The sequence below is a fragment of the Motiliproteus sp. MSK22-1 genome, from assembly GCF_001968815.1.
In the GTDB taxonomy this organism is placed as follows: Bacteria; Pseudomonadota; Gammaproteobacteria; order Pseudomonadales; family Balneatricaceae; genus Motiliproteus.
The window spans coordinates 20,621-37,289 of record NZ_MIEQ01000022.1; the positions used below are offsets into that span (position 1 = coordinate 20,621).

Below are 16,669 nucleotides of genomic sequence, written 5' to 3' on the forward strand. Positions count from 1 at the left end.
TTTTGAAGAGCTTTGTCTCTTGATCTTTTTATCTTTATTCCGTTCTTGCAGGGAAGCTAAATGACGCCATCTAAACATATTGTTTTTGCCTGGGAGTTGGGGGCAGGATATGGGCATATAACCAGTTTTATGCCCATTGCAAAGGAAATGCGACGGCGTGGATACCGAGTTAGCTGGATTCTAAAAGATATTTCCAATTTCCCTAATCTGAGTAATAATTGCGATGATAAGATTTTTCAGGCTCCTGTCTATACTCTAAAAGATAAGGGCCTGGAGACAGTTAACAACTATTCTGACCTGCTTTACCGGCATGGCTATCGAAAAGCAGATGAGCTTGTAATGCTTCTGCATAGCTGGGAACTGCTATTCGATCAGCTTGATCCGGACTTGTTGATCTGTGACCATTCACCAACGGCGCTGCTGGCATCTCGTGGCTATGAATGCTCTGTGGCGAGTATTGGTATTGGGTTTTTTTGCCCGCCTTGTTGTTCACCTTTACCAAGCTTACAACTATCCAAACGTATCTCCATTGAGACTCTGCAGCAGTCTGATGCAACAGTGCTCTCTGTTATTAATTCAGCAATGGAGTCCCTAGGGCGTTATACCCTCCCTCAAGTCAGTAGCTTATTTGATATTGATGAACATTTTTTATGCACATTTCCAGAATTAGATCATTACCCGCAGCGTAAGGATCATTGTTACTGGGGGGCATATGGGGGAGGGGAGTCTGGTGAAGTTCCTGTCTGGCCGGAAGGTAATGGGCCGCGGGTATTCGTGTATCTACAAAAGGACAGGGTTTCGACAGAATACGTTTTAAAGGCTTTGGATAATCTCGGCTGGCCAGCCATCGTCCATTTTACTCGTGGCTTTCAATCACCAAGCAGCGGTCATGTTAGTGAAACAATAAATTATTCCGCTAAACATTTGGATATTGAGAAAGTATGTCAGAGTGCTGACTTCATCATTTGTCATGCAAGTCATGGCACTGTATCTATGGCGCTGCTAGCAGGAATCCCGTTGTTGCTATTTCCTGCTCATCAAGAGCAATTAATATTAAGCCATAGGTTAAGGCAGTATGGTTTAGGTCTAGTCGGTGAATGTGGAAAGGGTGTTGAGGGGGTGATAAAGCAGTTGCAAGAGCTTAAAAACTCGACAGCTCTGAAGGAACGGTCCTTGCTCTTTGCCAAAAAATACAGTGAATTTTGTTCAGAGGAACAGATCAAATTGTTAGCTGATCGGTGTGAGCAACTGATAAAAAAACCTCCTAGCCTTGATGCCCCCTGCTGAGTGAATTCTTGATGCTCTTGGTTATTGATTGTTTGGGATCAGATGATGCTGATTTTTAAACTTTCTATATTGCCTCTTATTGAACGGTGGTGACCAGCCAGAACATTATACATTGTTCTCAACAGTCATGATGGCTGGCCATTTAGTGTCTCCCAAATATTATGATCTGCGATATAGTTTTTGAGCCTGCTCCAGCCCGGCGAGACCGCATTCCGGTAGAGGTTGTATGCTGGGCTTGAGAGTCTGGTCATTATCATTAGGGATGATACAGCTTTGGTCTCCTCCATCGCCGTAGCCGTCACCGTAACCCAGGCTATCATAACACTCTGAACTGTCGTCTAGATTGGCAAACAAGGCTTCGCCACTGTCGAAGTTAAGTGTGCAACCACTCTTTGTCTCATAGGGGGCTGTTGCGGTTTGTTGGGTTTCTGGACTGAGGCTGTTGGCTTGAGTCACTGGCGTGGCTGCAAGTGCAGCTAGAGTTGCTGTGGATAATGCGGTTCTTTTAAGGCCCGGTTTGTTGAGCATGTATCCTCCTTGAGGTCTGTTGGTACGGACTCTGAGTGGACGGTTTGGGGCCATTAAGAGTCCGTGAGCTATAAGAGAAAAAGAGCTGTTAGTTGAGTGTTTCGCTATACAATGTGTTGACTTCTTGCGGCGTCAGGCCTCGGTTAAAAATCCGCAGCTGGTCAATGTCGCCATTCATAAAGGCTTTGTGACGACGGAAATTAGCGGCTGAGTCCCCGGGGCGGGTATGGTGCATAAAGCCTAGCGTCTTCTGGCTAAAATCTACGGACTGGGCCTTTCCACGAGAGGCTTCCAGGTTGCCATTTACATAGATATTCAACCCATCAGTACCCGCTGTAAAGGTGAAGTGTGTCCAGGTCTCTTCCCAGGCTCTATTCCAGCGAATTCCAGCGCGTCCCTGTCTGGCCACATCGCCAAAGTCCCAATAAAGTTTTCCACCCTGACGAGAAAAATGAATATTAAACTGGTTGTGAACATCAAAGGGTTGAGCGATCAGTGCCACAGGCCCTCGATTGGGAAATCTCATTTTCGCCCAGAAGCTGACTGTAATGGCATCCAGCGTGCCTAAAGCCGCCAAATCAGCTGTTCCGTAATCGTCCTCACCATCAAAATGAAGGCCTTGACCCAAATACCCGGCGGTTTCTGTGGCTCCGTTGAGGGTGATGTTAAAGTTTCCAGTTTCATCAATGAGGGTGGAATCAACGATATTCTCCATCGAATAATGCAGTTTCAGATTGGCATTATCTGGCGCCAGCACATCCTCATCATTGGCTGGAGGTGGCGGGGGTGGCTCGCCACCAGGATCGGAATAACCGGCTAAAGAGAGTCGATAAATACTGCAACGGTTTTCGGCCGGGTAATAGACGTCATCCGGATTCAGTTCGATGTGGACATCTCGTTGAGACATCTGAGCAGCAATGGCGAGGCTGACCAGATGTGAATTGTCTTCGGTTTGACGAATTCCGGCGTAGCGCTTGCTGCAGCCTGCGGTGTTCATCACATCACTGCCAAAATCGATCTGAACCATATTAGGGTGGTTCCAGTCATGAGGGCCTGACATGATCAAGTTTGAAATAGTCCCTGTTTCAGTGGAAAACGCCTGGTTACTGGCCAACAAGGATAGCAGTAACGCAGGTGTTCTAAGTAACTTCATATTGGTTTCTCTCGCAATGTTTAAAAATTAATAAATGGGCCCGCTGTGAATTCTGCCCTTAATAAGGACTTAACCCGCCGCTGAGGCATGGCTTCAATCTGTCCCTGAAAACGAAGACCACCCAATGCGTAATTTTCGTTTATTGCTTCTGTTTATCTGTTCGTTAAAACCTTTTAAGCCTCTATCTTATAAGGCCGTAATAGTCCCATAGGATCTACAGGTCTTCAGTCGACTTTAGTCATCGTCGTCATCGTGTTTGTGACCGTTTCCATTGCCGTGGTTATGACCATTCCCGTGGCCGTTGCCATTTCCATTGCCATGACCGTTGCCATGACCATGTCCGTGACCGTCATCATCGTCCGAGGGCGGTTCACCCACAGGTGTTGAATAACTGGCGAGTGAGATCCGATCAATAACACAACGGCTATCAGATTCCAGATAGATATCATCTGGGTTTAATTCAATGTAGACCGATTGATTGGACATCAGCGCGGCAATAGCGAGACTGGTCAGGTGTGAATTGTGATTGTTTTTACGAATCCCTGCGTAGCGCTGATTACAGCCGGAGGTCGTCATGAGATCCTCACCAAAATCGATCTGTATCATATTCGGGTGATTGGGATCTTCGGGACCAGACATAATCAAATCGGCAATGGCGCCTGTTTCAGCAGAAAATGCCTGACTACTGGCTAACATTGAAAGCAGCAACACCGGTGCTTTTAATAACTTCATACTGATTTCTCTCTATTCCTGACTTTTATAAACTAGACCAGCGGTAATCCACTGGCCGTCATGTCTTCCCTGTTTACACCGGGTTTGTTTTTATTCTTTCAATACAGACTCACTATCTAAATTAAGGTGTTTACCTAGTTCGATGCAGCTAATTTTGTCCACATTTTGGGGCAATTCATCCACTTGCATCAATTCAATAAGCAAGCCTTCAAAGGCTATTTCTGGTTCACCGTGCTTTATGTAATGGACCACTTCACAAATTACATCTTCGCAAAGCACCGCTCGGCATTGATTCAGTAAAGAGCTAACTTTTTTATTTGCAATATTGATGTCTATGGAATCGCTCATATTGTATATGGATTAGCCTAGTTCAATGGGGTCTGACCCCATTCACCCCTAACTCATTTAGCTTTTCTAACAACCTGTCTACCTGTTCTACTGCACCGATAAACTGAGCACCCACATGAGTATCGGACTCAACCACTCTGCATATCATTAGATCCTCAAACGAGCAAAAGGAATTCTCAATACCCTCGGCATCAAGTCCTGCATCAGAGTCCTTAAACGATTTCCAGATAGAATCGATGCTTGGCTCTGAATCAGGAAGAAATAGAAGAACAGTATACCTCGGCTGTGTAATTGTATTTAAATCGAACTCTGATAGAGTCGTTGACAGTCGCTTTACATACGAATAAATATTTGACTCTTCATTTCTATCAATAAAATCACTATTAGAAAGATCTGATTTTAACTGCTTCAAAAGCTTTAACTCCTGAACTTTCGACCCTTCTATAGAATGACCAACAGTCCGCCACTTGAAAGCTTTAGGCAGCCGCTGACTTACGCTGGTGATAAGCATAAGCCATAAACCAAACAATTCGCTAACAGACCGCTGAACAATAGTGATCGTCGCAAAACGACGATCATTAACTGTAGATGTTTGTTCCCACGGTTTAATACCAACATCGTAGAGATAGATTGGTTTCATTTTATCGCCTAATTGAAGTAAGTATGTGAGTCACCATTTCCACCTAATGGCTGCTTAATACCAGTAGAAGACCGGACTTCACTATTAAAACGTGGGCCATGGTTATCTAGTTTGTGGCCTAATGAGTGTTCTCTAATCGTAGTCGTACTTCCGTCCTTTCCTTTAAACTCGCATATTTAAAGGGGTCTGACCCCATTGGTTTGACCCCATTGGTTGCTCACCCTCTGTTGCTCGTTATTTCAAAAGTAGTTCAGGGTCTTCCCATACATCTTCATAATCCTCCGATATCAGAAATCTCCAGCCCTCAGGTAGGCCTAAATAAGGCATTACTATTTCTGCCCAGCTTTTCAAGTGCTCACCATGAAGAGGGACAAAAAAATCTTCGTTATCAGACCACTCCCCTGCCCAGATATACCATCCGCTTGTGCCATGTTCTTCTTTTATTCGTAAACCATTTATAGGTCGGTAGCCCTCTTTTACATTTCTAGAAATTCCTACTTTTAGCCTAAGATCGCATGCTTGGTAAGAAGCACTGAAATTTTTGCAAACTTGTTTTTGATGTTCTTCTAAAGTCATAGTTTTTATTCAATGGGGTCTGACCCCATTCACCTTTCTTGACCCCATCGCTTTTCGAAGAGCGGCTCTCTTCGATTCAAATTGCTGGACATTCTTGGGTGTCACTTCCTTTGTAACATCTAATCAGATAATTTTTTCGCCAACTCTTCGAAGGGCTTTTCAGAGCTAAATACAGCATCTATATCAAAGCCTTCATCCACGATTGTAGCCTCACTATCAGTCTCTAAAACTTCGATATGACCACTTCCCGAATCCCAGAAGGTAAGACGGCAAAAATACTTATTGAGATCGAAGTTAACAGTAATGCTTTGACTATCTGCGTGTTCTGGAGAACGCATAATTTCAAATACGCACCCAAGCATCATAAATATATTTTTATCTGACTTAAGCCAATCTAAAACCTTCTGAAGCATACCGTTACCTTATCTTAGTTGCTTTATGGACTATGTTTTCTGCACTTGGCATTTGCGGAACGGGATTACCTTTTCGTGCGGCCAACCTACCCGTAGCGGAATTTGGACCCACTACCTGCGCCCACCCTTCATTAGTTTTCTTTAACGAAGATGCCGGCACATCAAATTCAACATACTGATTACCAACTTTTGTTTGCTTGATAAATGCTTCGGGATTAGCTGGATCAGCTACGTATTATTCAATGGGGTCAGACCCCATTGATTTGCTACCATTGATTTGCTGAGCTCCTCTAAAGCCGATAAAACGACCATCAATGTGCCAACTGGCGGCACTGCCGTCGGGTGCAGTTATGGTTTTCCATCCGGGGAGCTTCAACTTGACCCCGTTGGTTTCTGTATGAATGTGATAAATTTTGCCCAAAAATCATCATCCAGCACGGACTCACTATCTAAATTAAGGTGTTTACCTAATTCGATGCAGCTAATTTTGTCCACATTTTGAGGCAATTCATCTACTTGCATCAATTCAATAAGCAAGCCTTCAAAGGCTATTTCCGGTTCACTATGTTCTATGTAGTGGACCACTTCACCAATTGCATCTTCGCAGAGCACCTCTCGACATTGATTCAGTAAAGTACTAACTTTTTTATTTGCGATTTTGATGTCTATAGAATCACTCATATTGTTTATGGATTAACCTTAGTATTTGTTGGATAACCAGTAGAGATTTTGCCTGCATGCTGTGAGTTTGACGGATATAGATCAACGGTGATATCAATGCCATCTCTTCTACCTTGAATACGGTCGGCTCCCCAACGACCTGATGTAACAGTAGATTTTGGGTCTGTAGCAACATCAGATATTTCATGTAGTATCTTGTCATCATCCCAATCTGCAGGGAATTCCGTCTTACCAGGTTTTCCTGTGCCGGGACCATGTCTGTTGAGAATATGGTCTTTACGAAAATCAGTTAAATCTACAGGGTTGTTTACAGTCTTTTTAACATCAAGAGCATTTTGAGCTACTATAGTGGCCTTATCTTTAACCTCATCCGGCACTAAACGACCAACACGTCTATCAACAAATCCGAGTATTGCAGCCAGTGCACCTGATTTGAGAGCGTCTTGTGTAAGCCCTTCTTCAAGAATCGGATCAATAAAGTCCTTGAAGGTGTCATATGCTGTTTTTATCGCTAAAGTTAAACCAGTTATCGATACATCCTGTAGTGGTTCATTTGGATCGCCGTGATAAAAGTTCCAATTACCATTACTGTCTACCCCATAACGATTATTCTCAATATTGGCATAGGCTTCTTCTTCTCCCTCATCGCCTTTAAGTGTGCCAGTTTCATCATACTCAAATCCTGTGGGGTCGGTATACATTAGAGGGTTGTTAACCACATATGAGTACCGGTTAAAGCTTTGAGAATTCAAAGGTGCTTGAATCTTCGGATCTGCACTCAAAAACCTCCCCAGTTCAGGATCATAGACCCGGCCATTCATGTGGATCAGGCCGATCTCATCAATATGCTCATGGCCGGTAAAGCCGCGGTTGGTTTTATCGGCAAATAAATCAGTGACCGGGGAGGGGTTTAGTATGGTGTAGCTTGCGGGTAAACCACTGCCGTCACGGCGCTGACCAAAGGCGTCGTAACCCATGCGATCAACCACTTTACCGGCGCCATCGGTGACGGTATCGATCGAGCCTAAGGCATCCCGGTGCATATACAGGGTTTCGGTGCTGACCATCCAACTGGGTAAGGTGGCCTGGGTCTCACCTTTTTTGAGTCGAGCCTGGGGTATATCCCGTTCCACCACTGAGTGGGTGGCGACTAAATCGCCATCAGCATAAATCATCTGTTTGTGGTTGATGGTGAGCTGACCACTGTAATCCAGGGTACGTTCGTAAATTTTGTCAAAATAGAGCGTATGGATATCGCCTGCTATCTTGGAATAACGGCTGCGGTCCGGTCCGTATTTAAACTGGATACTTTCTCCCTCTTTGCTGAAGGAGGTCGGTTTGTTATAGCTGCTCCATTGAATGGTGCGGCCGTTACCGCTGGTGAGATTACCATTAGCGTCATAGACATAGTCGGCACTGCCCTTAGCGGAACGAACAGCATGGGGACGACCGCCGAATCCATCACCATAAACAATGCTGCCGACATCAGATTTGTTGGTCAGGTTGCCCAGAGCATCGTACTGGTAGTCAACGGAATGAGTGATCACACCACTCTGGAAGGTCAGTTCTGAACGGCTTAAACGCTCCAGATTATCGAACTCATAGGTTTCGGTGGTCTGCAGGGTGTAGTCCGTGCGGAGGGTCAGGTTATTAAGACGGTTGTAATCATAGGCCAGATGCCGAACCGGCTCGTAGCTGGCAAAGCCGGTTTGTACCTGCCGCAGTTGACCGGTGGCCGGGTCGTAGTTACGCACCGTGGATAAGCCATTACCGGATAGGTAACGGGACAGGCGACCTTCCGCATCGCGTTTTTTAGCCTTCCAGAAGTAGACGTACTCGGTCTCATCTTGCAGGCTTTGATACTCACTGGCGTATTCACCCTGATAGTTTTCAATCCAGAGATCATTAGCGACCGCATCCCGGTAGGTGGTTTCTGCCAGAACCAGCAGATTATCCGCCAGTTCTACAAAGTCATTGGCTTCTTTGGCCAGAAAGTCTGCGACTTCATCCAGCTCATTGCTGGCATTAAACAACTTTACGAGGAAGGTTGGATCAATGACAGCATCGTCCCAGGGGACGATGGCATGATCAAAGATAAAAAAGTCTTTATCGCCTTGATTATCCAATTGACCGGCGAATAGCACTTCACTGTTGGCGGTAAGGTCTGCGGCCAAGTCCGGCCACTGGTAGTTTGAACCGAAATCGTAAAGACTCCAAGTGCCATCACCGTTGTCAAGGAGCTGTACATAACGCTCGACCTGGCCCTCAACTGTTACTCGAATGGGAAAGATAATCCCCCCGGCAAAGATCGGAATCCAGCGATCGCCATTAGTGTCAGTGGTGGGGACAACTCTTAGAAAGCGCCGACCAGTACTGTCGATATAGACCGAATGACGCCCATCAACAACTGCGGTACCGAAATTGGTATAATCGCCAAATACACTAAGTTGCTCGCTGACTGTACGGTAATAATCTGCTTGGGCTGCGTATTCATCGGACTTTTCCCTAAATTCATCCGCCTTTTCAAGCAAAGCCTCGGCATCTTCGGTGGCCGTGATGACCAGCCCTGTCAGATGGGCTGCCGAGTAATCCGTAACCGACTCCCGGGGCGTACCCACGGCGGTTAAGAAGCCTTCGGCGTTGTAAAAATGTTTGAGCTGAAATTCACTGGAGTTTGCACTCGGACGCGTTTGTACATCTAAACGCGAATAAGCATCATAAGTGTTTTTGATGGTTATTTTATCCAGCCAGAAACTACTGTTACTGCGAGTGACCGATTCGACAAGTCCCAGCGCATTATAGATAAATGACTCTGAGGTATTGTTTTGGGCATAAACGGATTCCAGCTTTCCGATTCCATTGGGGGCGTTGTCGTAGTGCCACTCTGTGAAGCCCGCTGATGGGATGTTGGTGTCATCATCACGGGTCTTTAGACGGCCCAGAGCATCGTAAGTGATCTCTGTGATCTGGCCTTTAGCATCTTTCTGAGTTTTTAGCTCACCAAAGCCGTTATAGCTGTATTGCCAGAACCCCATATCAGGGTCATCCATGGTGACTTTGTTGTTCAGGGCATCGTAAGTAAGGGTGACAACGTTGTTGTCAGCATCGGTGGTGGTTAAGAGGTTCCCCACCGGATCGTAACTGTAAGCGATAGCAGACTGATCCGCGCTGCCTTCGGCATCAATCACCTGAATCACCTGACCCAGCACATTCTGAGTGGTCTTTTTACGGTGTTGCTCGGCGTTGGTTTCACGGGTGACCAAGCCATCGTAGGCGGTGGTCGTGGTGGTAAACTGGCCATCGGTCCCGGCGATTTTCGATTCTGTCTTGCGACCCAGAATATCGTATTGATGCTCTGCCCAGTAGGTTCGGTCTCCAGCAAAATAGGCGCGAGAGTGTTTGGCTAAGCGGCCCAGGTGATCATAGACCTGATCAGTGTAAACGGTGCGGGCGCTGCCGCCATTGTCTGCATCGCCGTTAAAACCGATAGAGACGGTGCGCAGCTCCCGACCCAAACGATCATAATGAACGGTAATCGGGGACTCTCCATCACGGGTTTCTGTGACGCAGTAATAGCCATGGGCAGGGACATCGCTACAGTCCGAAGCCCACCGCCAACTGCGGGTGGTGTTAACCCCGTCAGGTCGGACTTCCCGTTCTTCGCGCCCAAAGCCGTCGTAGCTCCAGCTGGTTTCCAGGCCGTTCGGATCGGTTTGACGGGTGACTTGGCCAAAGCGCGAATCGTAACTATAGGTTTCATGGTGGTTTTTGGCATTATAGCTGTCGGTGGGAAATTGTCCCTGACTGTCGTACTCGGTTCGAGTGATACGGTCATCTTCGCCATGAGTACTGAGTCTGACCTGGGTACGATTACCAAAGCTGTCGTAGCTGTATTGACTGCTGATAGCCAAGGCATCGTTGGGTTCGGTGGTTTCCTTTGTCAGTTGCCCCGTTATTGGGTCATAGTCGAATTCGCTGGTGCGGACCAGGGTGGTGTTGTCAGGATTAGTATGGGTAATAACGGCGCGGGTCAATTGGCCCAATAGCCAGTTGCCGCTGTCATTAGCAAAGGTGTTGGTGGTGCCTTTGGTGTGGGTCTCTCCGTCACCGATGGTTGTGACTTCGATGGATCGGGCATTACCGTAGTCATCATAGTCAGAGAAGGTTTTGGTGACGGTGATTATTTCGGTGTTAGCGCCATCATTGATTTCATAGCTTTTTTCCACTTCCTGTTTGAGATAAGGAAAGTGTAGGGCGCCGTTGTTACTGGCGATGTCGTCGTAGGTGCGGTTGACTTCACTGATCAGGGTGCCATCGGCGAGAGCGCGTGTGGTGGTGTTGGCACGTCCTACGTAAGGAAAGCTCTGGTTGAACGTAGTGCGGGTGATAATGCCGGTTTCGGCATCGGTTTTTTCTCGCCAGTCAAAGCCTAAAAACCCCCGCCCCTGGAAATCGTATTTGGCACCGGCATATTGATAGCGAGTGTTATAAGTGCCACCAATACCGTCATCCGTTTGGACGCTGGCCACCAGTGGTACCGGTCGACGGTTGGGCAGTTCCGTTACGCCAAAGTCGGTGGCCGGAGTGTGAATGCTGGTGTCGGTGAGTTCTTTGTATTTGATGATAATATCAGTGGCGCCGTGAATACCGGTGATCAGATCGGGTCTGGCAATCGTGGCCAGTTGTAGCTGTGGGGAGCCATCGTTTGCTCGATTACCATAAAAGTCGGCTTGGCCGTCACCATTGATATCATGCAGTACCGCACTGGTGTTAAGACTGTGCGGGGTCTCAGCAGGGACGAATTCATTGCCGGTGGAAAGAAACAGTCGAGCGGGTATCGTGACATTGTTAGAGACTGGATCAAGGGCGGCGGCAACCAACAGGTCGGTGTAACCATCACCGTTCACATCGCCCACATCTGGACGACCTTTGAGGTCCGCAGCAGCGATCCACTCACCACAGGGGCCAAAGCTGCCCCCCTGGGACAGGGCGACTTTGTTGGCGACAATCAGATCGGCACGACCATCACCGTTAAAGTCACCCAAATCAATGGGTCGATTGACTTCGGGGAGTTCCATCAACTGAAAGCCCGTACCGGTCGACAGGTAGGCCTGAGGGGCGCCAGTGGTGCACTCCACCGTATCATCGCTCCCATAAGTGCGGCAGCTTTCATGGGTCTGGGTGACAAAATCGGTTTTACCATCCCCATTGATATCGCCAAAACGGGGTAAATTACCGGTCACACCGGTTTGCCAGGTGATAAAGTCAGCGTCTCCCAGCTTGACCTGAGCTTCTCTGAGGTTGGCGTTACTGCCGTTAAGAAGGCGAAACTCATCCTCGATCCCATCGCCATCGAAATCGATCAGTGGCGCTTTGGGGTCCAACTCCGGGAAACTGTCCTCAGGCTCGACATCATCCGCGAAGAGGGCCGGTTGGGTGCCCTGCTGCCAGTCAAAAGTGGTGGCGGGTAAGCAGCCGCCCTCCGCGTTGCATTGAGTGATTGTTGTTATTTGTGGGGCGGTGGTGGGGATCCCGGTTTCATAATCCAGGGACCAGTTCATCACTTCCTGTTCACCGGAATAAGTTCGGACTTTATCCAGGCGTTTAGAAACACTGACTTTCGAACCCAGTATCCAGGACTCCTTGCTACCAGTGACATCGGCGTATTCAAAGCGTATCGAATTGCCGCCGTAGTTAATCCGGTTGGGGACAAACTCGGTATTGGCGTTAATCTCGGTGTAACTGAAGGTTATTTCATTATTGGAGCGGTCTTGAATACGGTTAACCGCCCAAGTCAGGACGGAGTGCTTACCCTGAGCTTCAATACGGGAGTCGGCACTGTTACCAAATTCCATAATACGTCCGGACTTGGTCCAGACCTTAAACCAGGCGGGTCCCACACCGGCATTGCCGTAGGAGACTACCTTACTGAAACTATCCAGCTCAGTGCGATATTCCGTACCGTTGGCACCGTATGTACCGCTGATTGCTTTGAGGTGCTGGCCATTGAGGCAAAAACGATCAGTTTCTTCAAACCAGACCCCGGCTTTAAATCCATCCTGCTTCTGACTGGCGCGACAGCGATGAATCGAGGACAGCCCCCCCAACCGCCAGCCTCGGCCCATGTAGCCCCAGCGTTCACCCAGATCACGACCGCTGCGGTAATTCAGGGTGAGTTTAGGTTCCAGTCCGGCAATACCGGGTGGCAGAGCCAGGGGGATACTGTAGGATGCTGCCCCACCGTTATCGACCTTAAAATCACCCTCGATACTCCCCACCTCGTCCGCCGTTACTTGGGGAGCGCTAACCATCAGCAGCGCAGTGACGAGTGCTGCCAGGAGCGAGGCGACCGTAAATGGAGTCCATCGTCGGGATAATACGGTGGTCAATCGTTGAGCGGCGCGATGCGTCAGGTTCATTTCCGGTCCTTGGTCAAACAACAAAGTCTATCGGTGTGGGGGCAGTGGTATCGAAATACCCTTGACTGATTCTGGGCGGTTACTGGAGCTGTTGCAGGCGCAGTAAACGTTCGGTTGCTGCGATGAACTTTTCATCCGTATCAGGTGATGTTCTGGCGGTTTTTTGTGACGGAGGTTTTAAGCCGATGCTGGCTAACAGGCGATCCGTGTCAGCGATCAGTTTATCGGCATGTATTACTTTTTGCTCAGTAGGCGTAGGGGCTGGGTTCTTCTTGTCCGTCAGCAGCTGCAATTGCCGGATGGTGTTGTCGAAGGATGGTGTTGCCTTTTCGACAAGTTCCTGTGTTTGCGCTTGATGAGGAGCAGGAGCGCTGTTTTCCAACGAAGAGGCTCTGTCAGAGGTGTATGAAGCCCTGTTTTTATCGATTAACTCCTGGAGGGGAGAGGAAATATCGGAGGGTACAGCTGTGGAGTTGCCAGAGCGGTGATGAGAGACCAATTCAACAGAAGCATCGTTGTCAATCTGTTGGAACTGAAAATAAACAAACGCTGAAAGAGGAACCAGCAGCGCGACAGGTACAACAACACGATGCAGCTTGAAATCCATATCCCATAATCCTTTTATGAAAGATGATGCACAGCTTGTTAATAAATAAAAGAAAAATAACAACAACATCAAAATCGATGAGGAATTTACAATCGTTTTACTTGACTGTCAACTGTTTTGGGTCTACTCATTTTTGGCAAAGTCTTCAGGGCTGGTTCTTTTGGTTGCTGTAGTTAACGAAGGATTCGAAAATGAGCGCAAGGCATGTAGTATTTGCTTGGGAGCTGAGAGCTGGATTCTAAGGGATTTATCGAACTTTAAAAGCTTAAGTGAAAACAGCTTCGATAACGTGTTTCAGGCGCCGTTTTATTTGTCATCACCAGGTGATCGGATTCCTATCAATAACTATTCAGATTTACTCTGTTGGCATGGTTACAAAAAATCTAAGTCATTGGTTGGTTTGTTATCAGGCCGGATGTCGTTATTTGATACTTTGAATCCCAGCTTACTGGTTTGTATCACGCCCCAACAGCCTTACTTGCAGCGAGAGAATCAGGCTTTTCAGTAGCGAGTTTTGGCACCGGTTTTTTCTCTCCTCCCGGAAAATCTCCATTGCCAAGTCTGCAGCCAGCTAAATCATTATCAGAGGAGTTTCTGCTTGCGTCGGACCACCAGGCGTTGTCGGTTATTAATGGTGCGATGGATGCAATAGGGAAACCACCTTGCGAATCAGTGCGAGGAGCTTATGGTTGGCTAAGTCGCTATCACGCTTTCAGAATCGCCGGTTACTATCATGTTGAACTGCTTTTTTCGCAGTCTGGATGTTAGTGACAAGCTTGGTTTATACGTGATTTGGTATAACGACAGCGGTGAAGTAAATAAGGATATCGTGCCTTGACTGGCTCCGAGCCTCTGGAGCCGTTAGAATCCTCTCTCCGAGTGCCTTACCGGGATAATCATGAAATACAAAGACCTTCGAGAATTCATAGAAAACCTGGAAGCCCAGGGGGAACTTATCCGTATTAAAGCGGAGGTGGATCCGAATCTGGAGATGACTGAGATCTGCGACCGCACATTGAAGGCGGGCGGACCGGCGTTATTGTTTGAAAACCCGAAAGGTTATGATATACCGGTGCTGGCGAACCTGTTCGGTACACCAAACCGTGTGGCGATGGGAATGGGTGAGGAAAATGTCGAGCAGCTACGCGAAGTGGGTAAGCTGTTGGCATTTTTAAAAGAACCTGAGCCTCCCAAGGGTATGAAAGATGCCTGGCAGAAGTTACCTATCTTCAAGCAGGTGATGAATATGGGGCCAAAGGTTGTTAAGCAGGCACCTTGTCAGACTCATGTGTTGCAGGGTGAAGAGGTGGATCTTTATCGACTGCCTATTCAGACCTGTTGGCCAAAGGATGCAGCCCCTCTGGTAACCTGGCCTCTTGTGATAACTAAGGGACCTCATAAAGAACGGCTCAATCTGGGGATTTATCGGCAGCAGCTGATTGCCAAGAATAAACTGATTATGCGTTGGCTGTCTCACCGGGGCGGGGCATTGGACTTTCGAGAGTGGCAACAATCTCATCCTGGTGAGCGGTTCCCCATTTCGGTAGCCCTGGGGGCTGATCCCGCAACGATTTTGGGAGCGGTTACACCAGTACCGGATTCATTATCGGAATTTGCTTTTGCAGGATTGCTCAGAGGACAGAAAACTGAGCTGATTAAATCTCTAACAAATGACTTGATGGTGCCTGCAACGGCTGAAATCATCCTTGAAGGTTATATCGAACCGGGTGAAATGGCTGATGAAGGTCCTTTTGGTGACCATACCGGCTACTATAATGAAGTTGAAAGCTTTCCGGTATTTACAGTGGAGTGCATTACTCACCGTAATAATCCTGTTTATCATAGTACCTATACTGGACGACCGCCGGATGAGCCTGCCATTTTAGGATTGGCATTAAATGAGGTCTTTATCCCGCTTTTACAGAAGCAGTATCCGGAAATAGTCGACTTTTATTTACCGCCAGAAGGTTGCTCTTATCGGATGGCTGTAGTGACGATCAAGAAACAATATCCTGGTCATGCAAAGCGCGTAATGATGGGGGTGTGGTCGTTTCTCCGTCAGTTTATGTACACCAAGTTTGTTATTGTTACTGACGATGATGTCGATGCCCGCAATTGGGAAGACGTTATCTGGGCTATGACGACCCGTATGGATCCTGCCCGGGATACGGTGTTTATTGAGAATACGCCGATCGACTATTTGGACTTTGCATCTCCAGTGCCTCGGTTAGGGTCTAAAATGGGGTTTGATGCGACCAATAAAATGCCCGGTGAAACAGAGCGAGAGTGGGGGGATCCCATAGAAATGTCTGCCAGAGTCAAAAGTCGAGTGGATGATATTTGGGATAGCCTGGGAATAGAATTACCAGACCGCTGAAGTGCGTTAGTTGCAGTTTAGTTGTATTGAAATGAGAGGAATTGTTAATGAGCGCTAACTCTTCGTGTGCTGCGGAAAATACTGAAAAAACCATGTCTCATTGGCCACAGCTGACCTGCACTTGTCAGGTACTGGGGGTGAAGCTGCTTGGAGCATCAGTGTATGAGGTACGTCTTGCGTTGCCTGAATTAGGTGAAGAGCTGGGTTTCCACGCCGGGCAATATCTGGAGCTGGTTTTAGAAGACGGTAAAGCTGTACCGTATTCTATTGCTTCAGCCCCTAAAAAAGACGAGATTGAGCTGCATATTCTCAATCAGGAAGGGGGACTTTCTGAGAAAGTGTTGGAATTGTTTAATAGCCAACCGGCAGTACAGGTTCGTATGGCAATGGGTGAATGTATCCTCTACCCGGATCATCTTGATGCCAGGGAAGAGTTGTTGTTTGTGGCGGCGGCCACTGGATTCGGACAAATGAAAGCGATGATCGAACATGCTCTGGATGAAGGGGTGAAAAACCCGATTCACCTTTACTGGGGAGTAAGAGCCCAGGAGCAGTTTTACCTGAAATATCTGGCGGAATCATGGGCTAATGAGCATCCACAGGTTCATTTTGTGCCGGTTGTCTCAGAGGAGCTGGAGAACTGGGAGGGCAGAAGTGGTTTCGTTCATACTGCTGTCATTGAAGACTTTGATAGTCTGGATAATGTTCGAGCCTATGTCTGTGGCTCTCCTCAAATGGTTTATGCCGTAGAAGATGCCTTTCTGGAACACGGATTGAAAGAAGGTAGAATTTTTTCAGATGTTTTTGCTTACGCTCCGAGAAGTGCATAACGCAGGAATATTGGCAGGCTTGAAATTAAAAAAGGGTGTCTATGACACCCTTCTTTATTGCCTTGCTGTTTTATCTGA

15 protein-coding genes are annotated in these 16,669 nt (G+C 47.4%); 3 read left to right on the forward strand and 12 right to left on the reverse strand.

Going from position 1 to position 16,669, the window contains the following annotated elements; genetic code table 11:
* Window positions 1-60 precede the first annotated feature (60 nt).
* The gene (locus BGP75_RS03255; RefSeq protein WP_076715093.1) at window positions 61-1,287 is read left to right on the forward strand and encodes a glycosyltransferase; all 1,227 of its coding nucleotides are present in this window, start codon (window positions 61-63) and stop codon (window positions 1,285-1,287) included.
* A gap of 159 nt (window positions 1,288-1,446) precedes the next feature.
* On the opposite strand, the gene BGP75_RS03260 is transcribed toward BGP75_RS03255, so the two are convergent.
* The 12 genes from BGP75_RS03260 to BGP75_RS03305 form a co-directional block, all read right to left on the reverse strand.
* On the reverse strand, window positions 1,447-1,815 hold the full coding sequence (locus BGP75_RS03260; RefSeq protein ID WP_076715095.1) for a hypothetical protein: 369 nt from the start codon (window positions 1,813-1,815) through the stop codon (window positions 1,447-1,449).
* An 88-nt stretch (window positions 1,816-1,903) separates the two neighbouring features.
* Window positions 1,904-2,968: a LamG domain-containing protein gene (locus BGP75_RS03265; protein ID WP_076715096.1), complete on the reverse strand. Its 1,065-nt coding sequence runs from the start codon at window positions 2,966-2,968 to the stop codon at window positions 1,904-1,906.
* A 234-nt stretch (window positions 2,969-3,202) separates the two neighbouring features.
* Entirely contained in the window at window positions 3,203-3,700 is a 498-nt protein-coding gene (locus BGP75_RS27155; RefSeq protein WP_076715097.1) for a hypothetical protein, read from the reverse strand.
* 90 nt (window positions 3,701-3,790) lie between these two features.
* Window positions 3,791-4,048: a hypothetical protein gene (locus tag BGP75_RS03275; protein ID WP_076715099.1), complete on the reverse strand. Its 258-nt coding sequence runs from the start codon at window positions 4,046-4,048 to the stop codon at window positions 3,791-3,793.
* A gap of 22 nt (window positions 4,049-4,070) precedes the next feature.
* Window positions 4,071-4,688: a hypothetical protein gene (locus BGP75_RS03280; protein WP_076715101.1), complete on the reverse strand. Its 618-nt coding sequence runs from the start codon at window positions 4,686-4,688 to the stop codon at window positions 4,071-4,073.
* A gap of 8 nt (window positions 4,689-4,696) precedes the next feature.
* Window positions 4,697-4,864, reverse strand: coding sequence for an HNH/endonuclease VII fold putative polymorphic toxin (locus tag BGP75_RS27710; RefSeq protein WP_369832101.1), 168 nt, complete (start codon window positions 4,862-4,864; stop codon window positions 4,697-4,699).
* A 58-nt stretch (window positions 4,865-4,922) separates the two neighbouring features.
* Complete coding sequence (locus BGP75_RS03285) at window positions 4,923-5,264, reverse strand: hypothetical protein (RefSeq protein WP_076715103.1); 342 nt, start codon at window positions 5,262-5,264, stop codon at window positions 4,923-4,925.
* 119 nt (window positions 5,265-5,383) lie between these two features.
* Window positions 5,384-5,677 carry a hypothetical protein gene (locus tag BGP75_RS03290; RefSeq protein ID WP_076715105.1) on the reverse strand — a complete coding sequence of 98 codons (294 nt, stop codon included), beginning with the start codon at window positions 5,675-5,677 and terminating at the stop codon, window positions 5,384-5,386.
* A 235-nt stretch (window positions 5,678-5,912) separates the two neighbouring features.
* Complete coding sequence (locus BGP75_RS26980) at window positions 5,913-6,053, reverse strand: hypothetical protein (protein ID WP_158070055.1); 141 nt, start codon at window positions 6,051-6,053, stop codon at window positions 5,913-5,915.
* Window positions 6,050-6,358, reverse strand: a complete 309-nt coding sequence (locus tag BGP75_RS03295; RefSeq protein WP_076715107.1) for a hypothetical protein — start codon at window positions 6,356-6,358, stop codon at window positions 6,050-6,052. Before BGP75_RS03295 ends, BGP75_RS26980 begins: the two co-directional genes overlap by 4 nt.
* A 5-nt stretch (window positions 6,359-6,363) precedes the next feature.
* Window positions 6,364-12,777: an RHS repeat-associated core domain-containing protein gene (locus BGP75_RS03300; RefSeq protein WP_076715109.1), complete on the reverse strand. Its 6,414-nt coding sequence runs from the start codon at window positions 12,775-12,777 to the stop codon at window positions 6,364-6,366.
* A gap of 79 nt (window positions 12,778-12,856) precedes the next feature.
* Complete coding sequence (locus BGP75_RS03305; protein WP_076715111.1) at window positions 12,857-13,384, reverse strand: hypothetical protein; 528 nt, start codon at window positions 13,382-13,384, stop codon at window positions 12,857-12,859.
* Window positions 13,385-14,282: 898 nt separating this feature from the next.
* Here BGP75_RS03305 and ubiD point away from each other — a divergent pair.
* Together ubiD and BGP75_RS03320 are read left to right on the forward strand one after the other, a co-directional pair.
* Window positions 14,283-15,761 carry a 4-hydroxy-3-polyprenylbenzoate decarboxylase gene (gene ubiD / locus BGP75_RS03315; RefSeq protein ID WP_076715116.1) on the forward strand — a complete coding sequence of 493 codons (1,479 nt, stop codon included), beginning with the start codon at window positions 14,283-14,285 and terminating at the stop codon, window positions 15,759-15,761.
* 47 nt (window positions 15,762-15,808) lie between these two features.
* Entirely contained in the window at window positions 15,809-16,591 is a 783-nt protein-coding gene (locus BGP75_RS03320; RefSeq protein WP_083704600.1) for an NAD(P)H-flavin reductase, read from the forward strand.
* Window positions 16,592-16,669 lie beyond the last annotated feature (78 nt).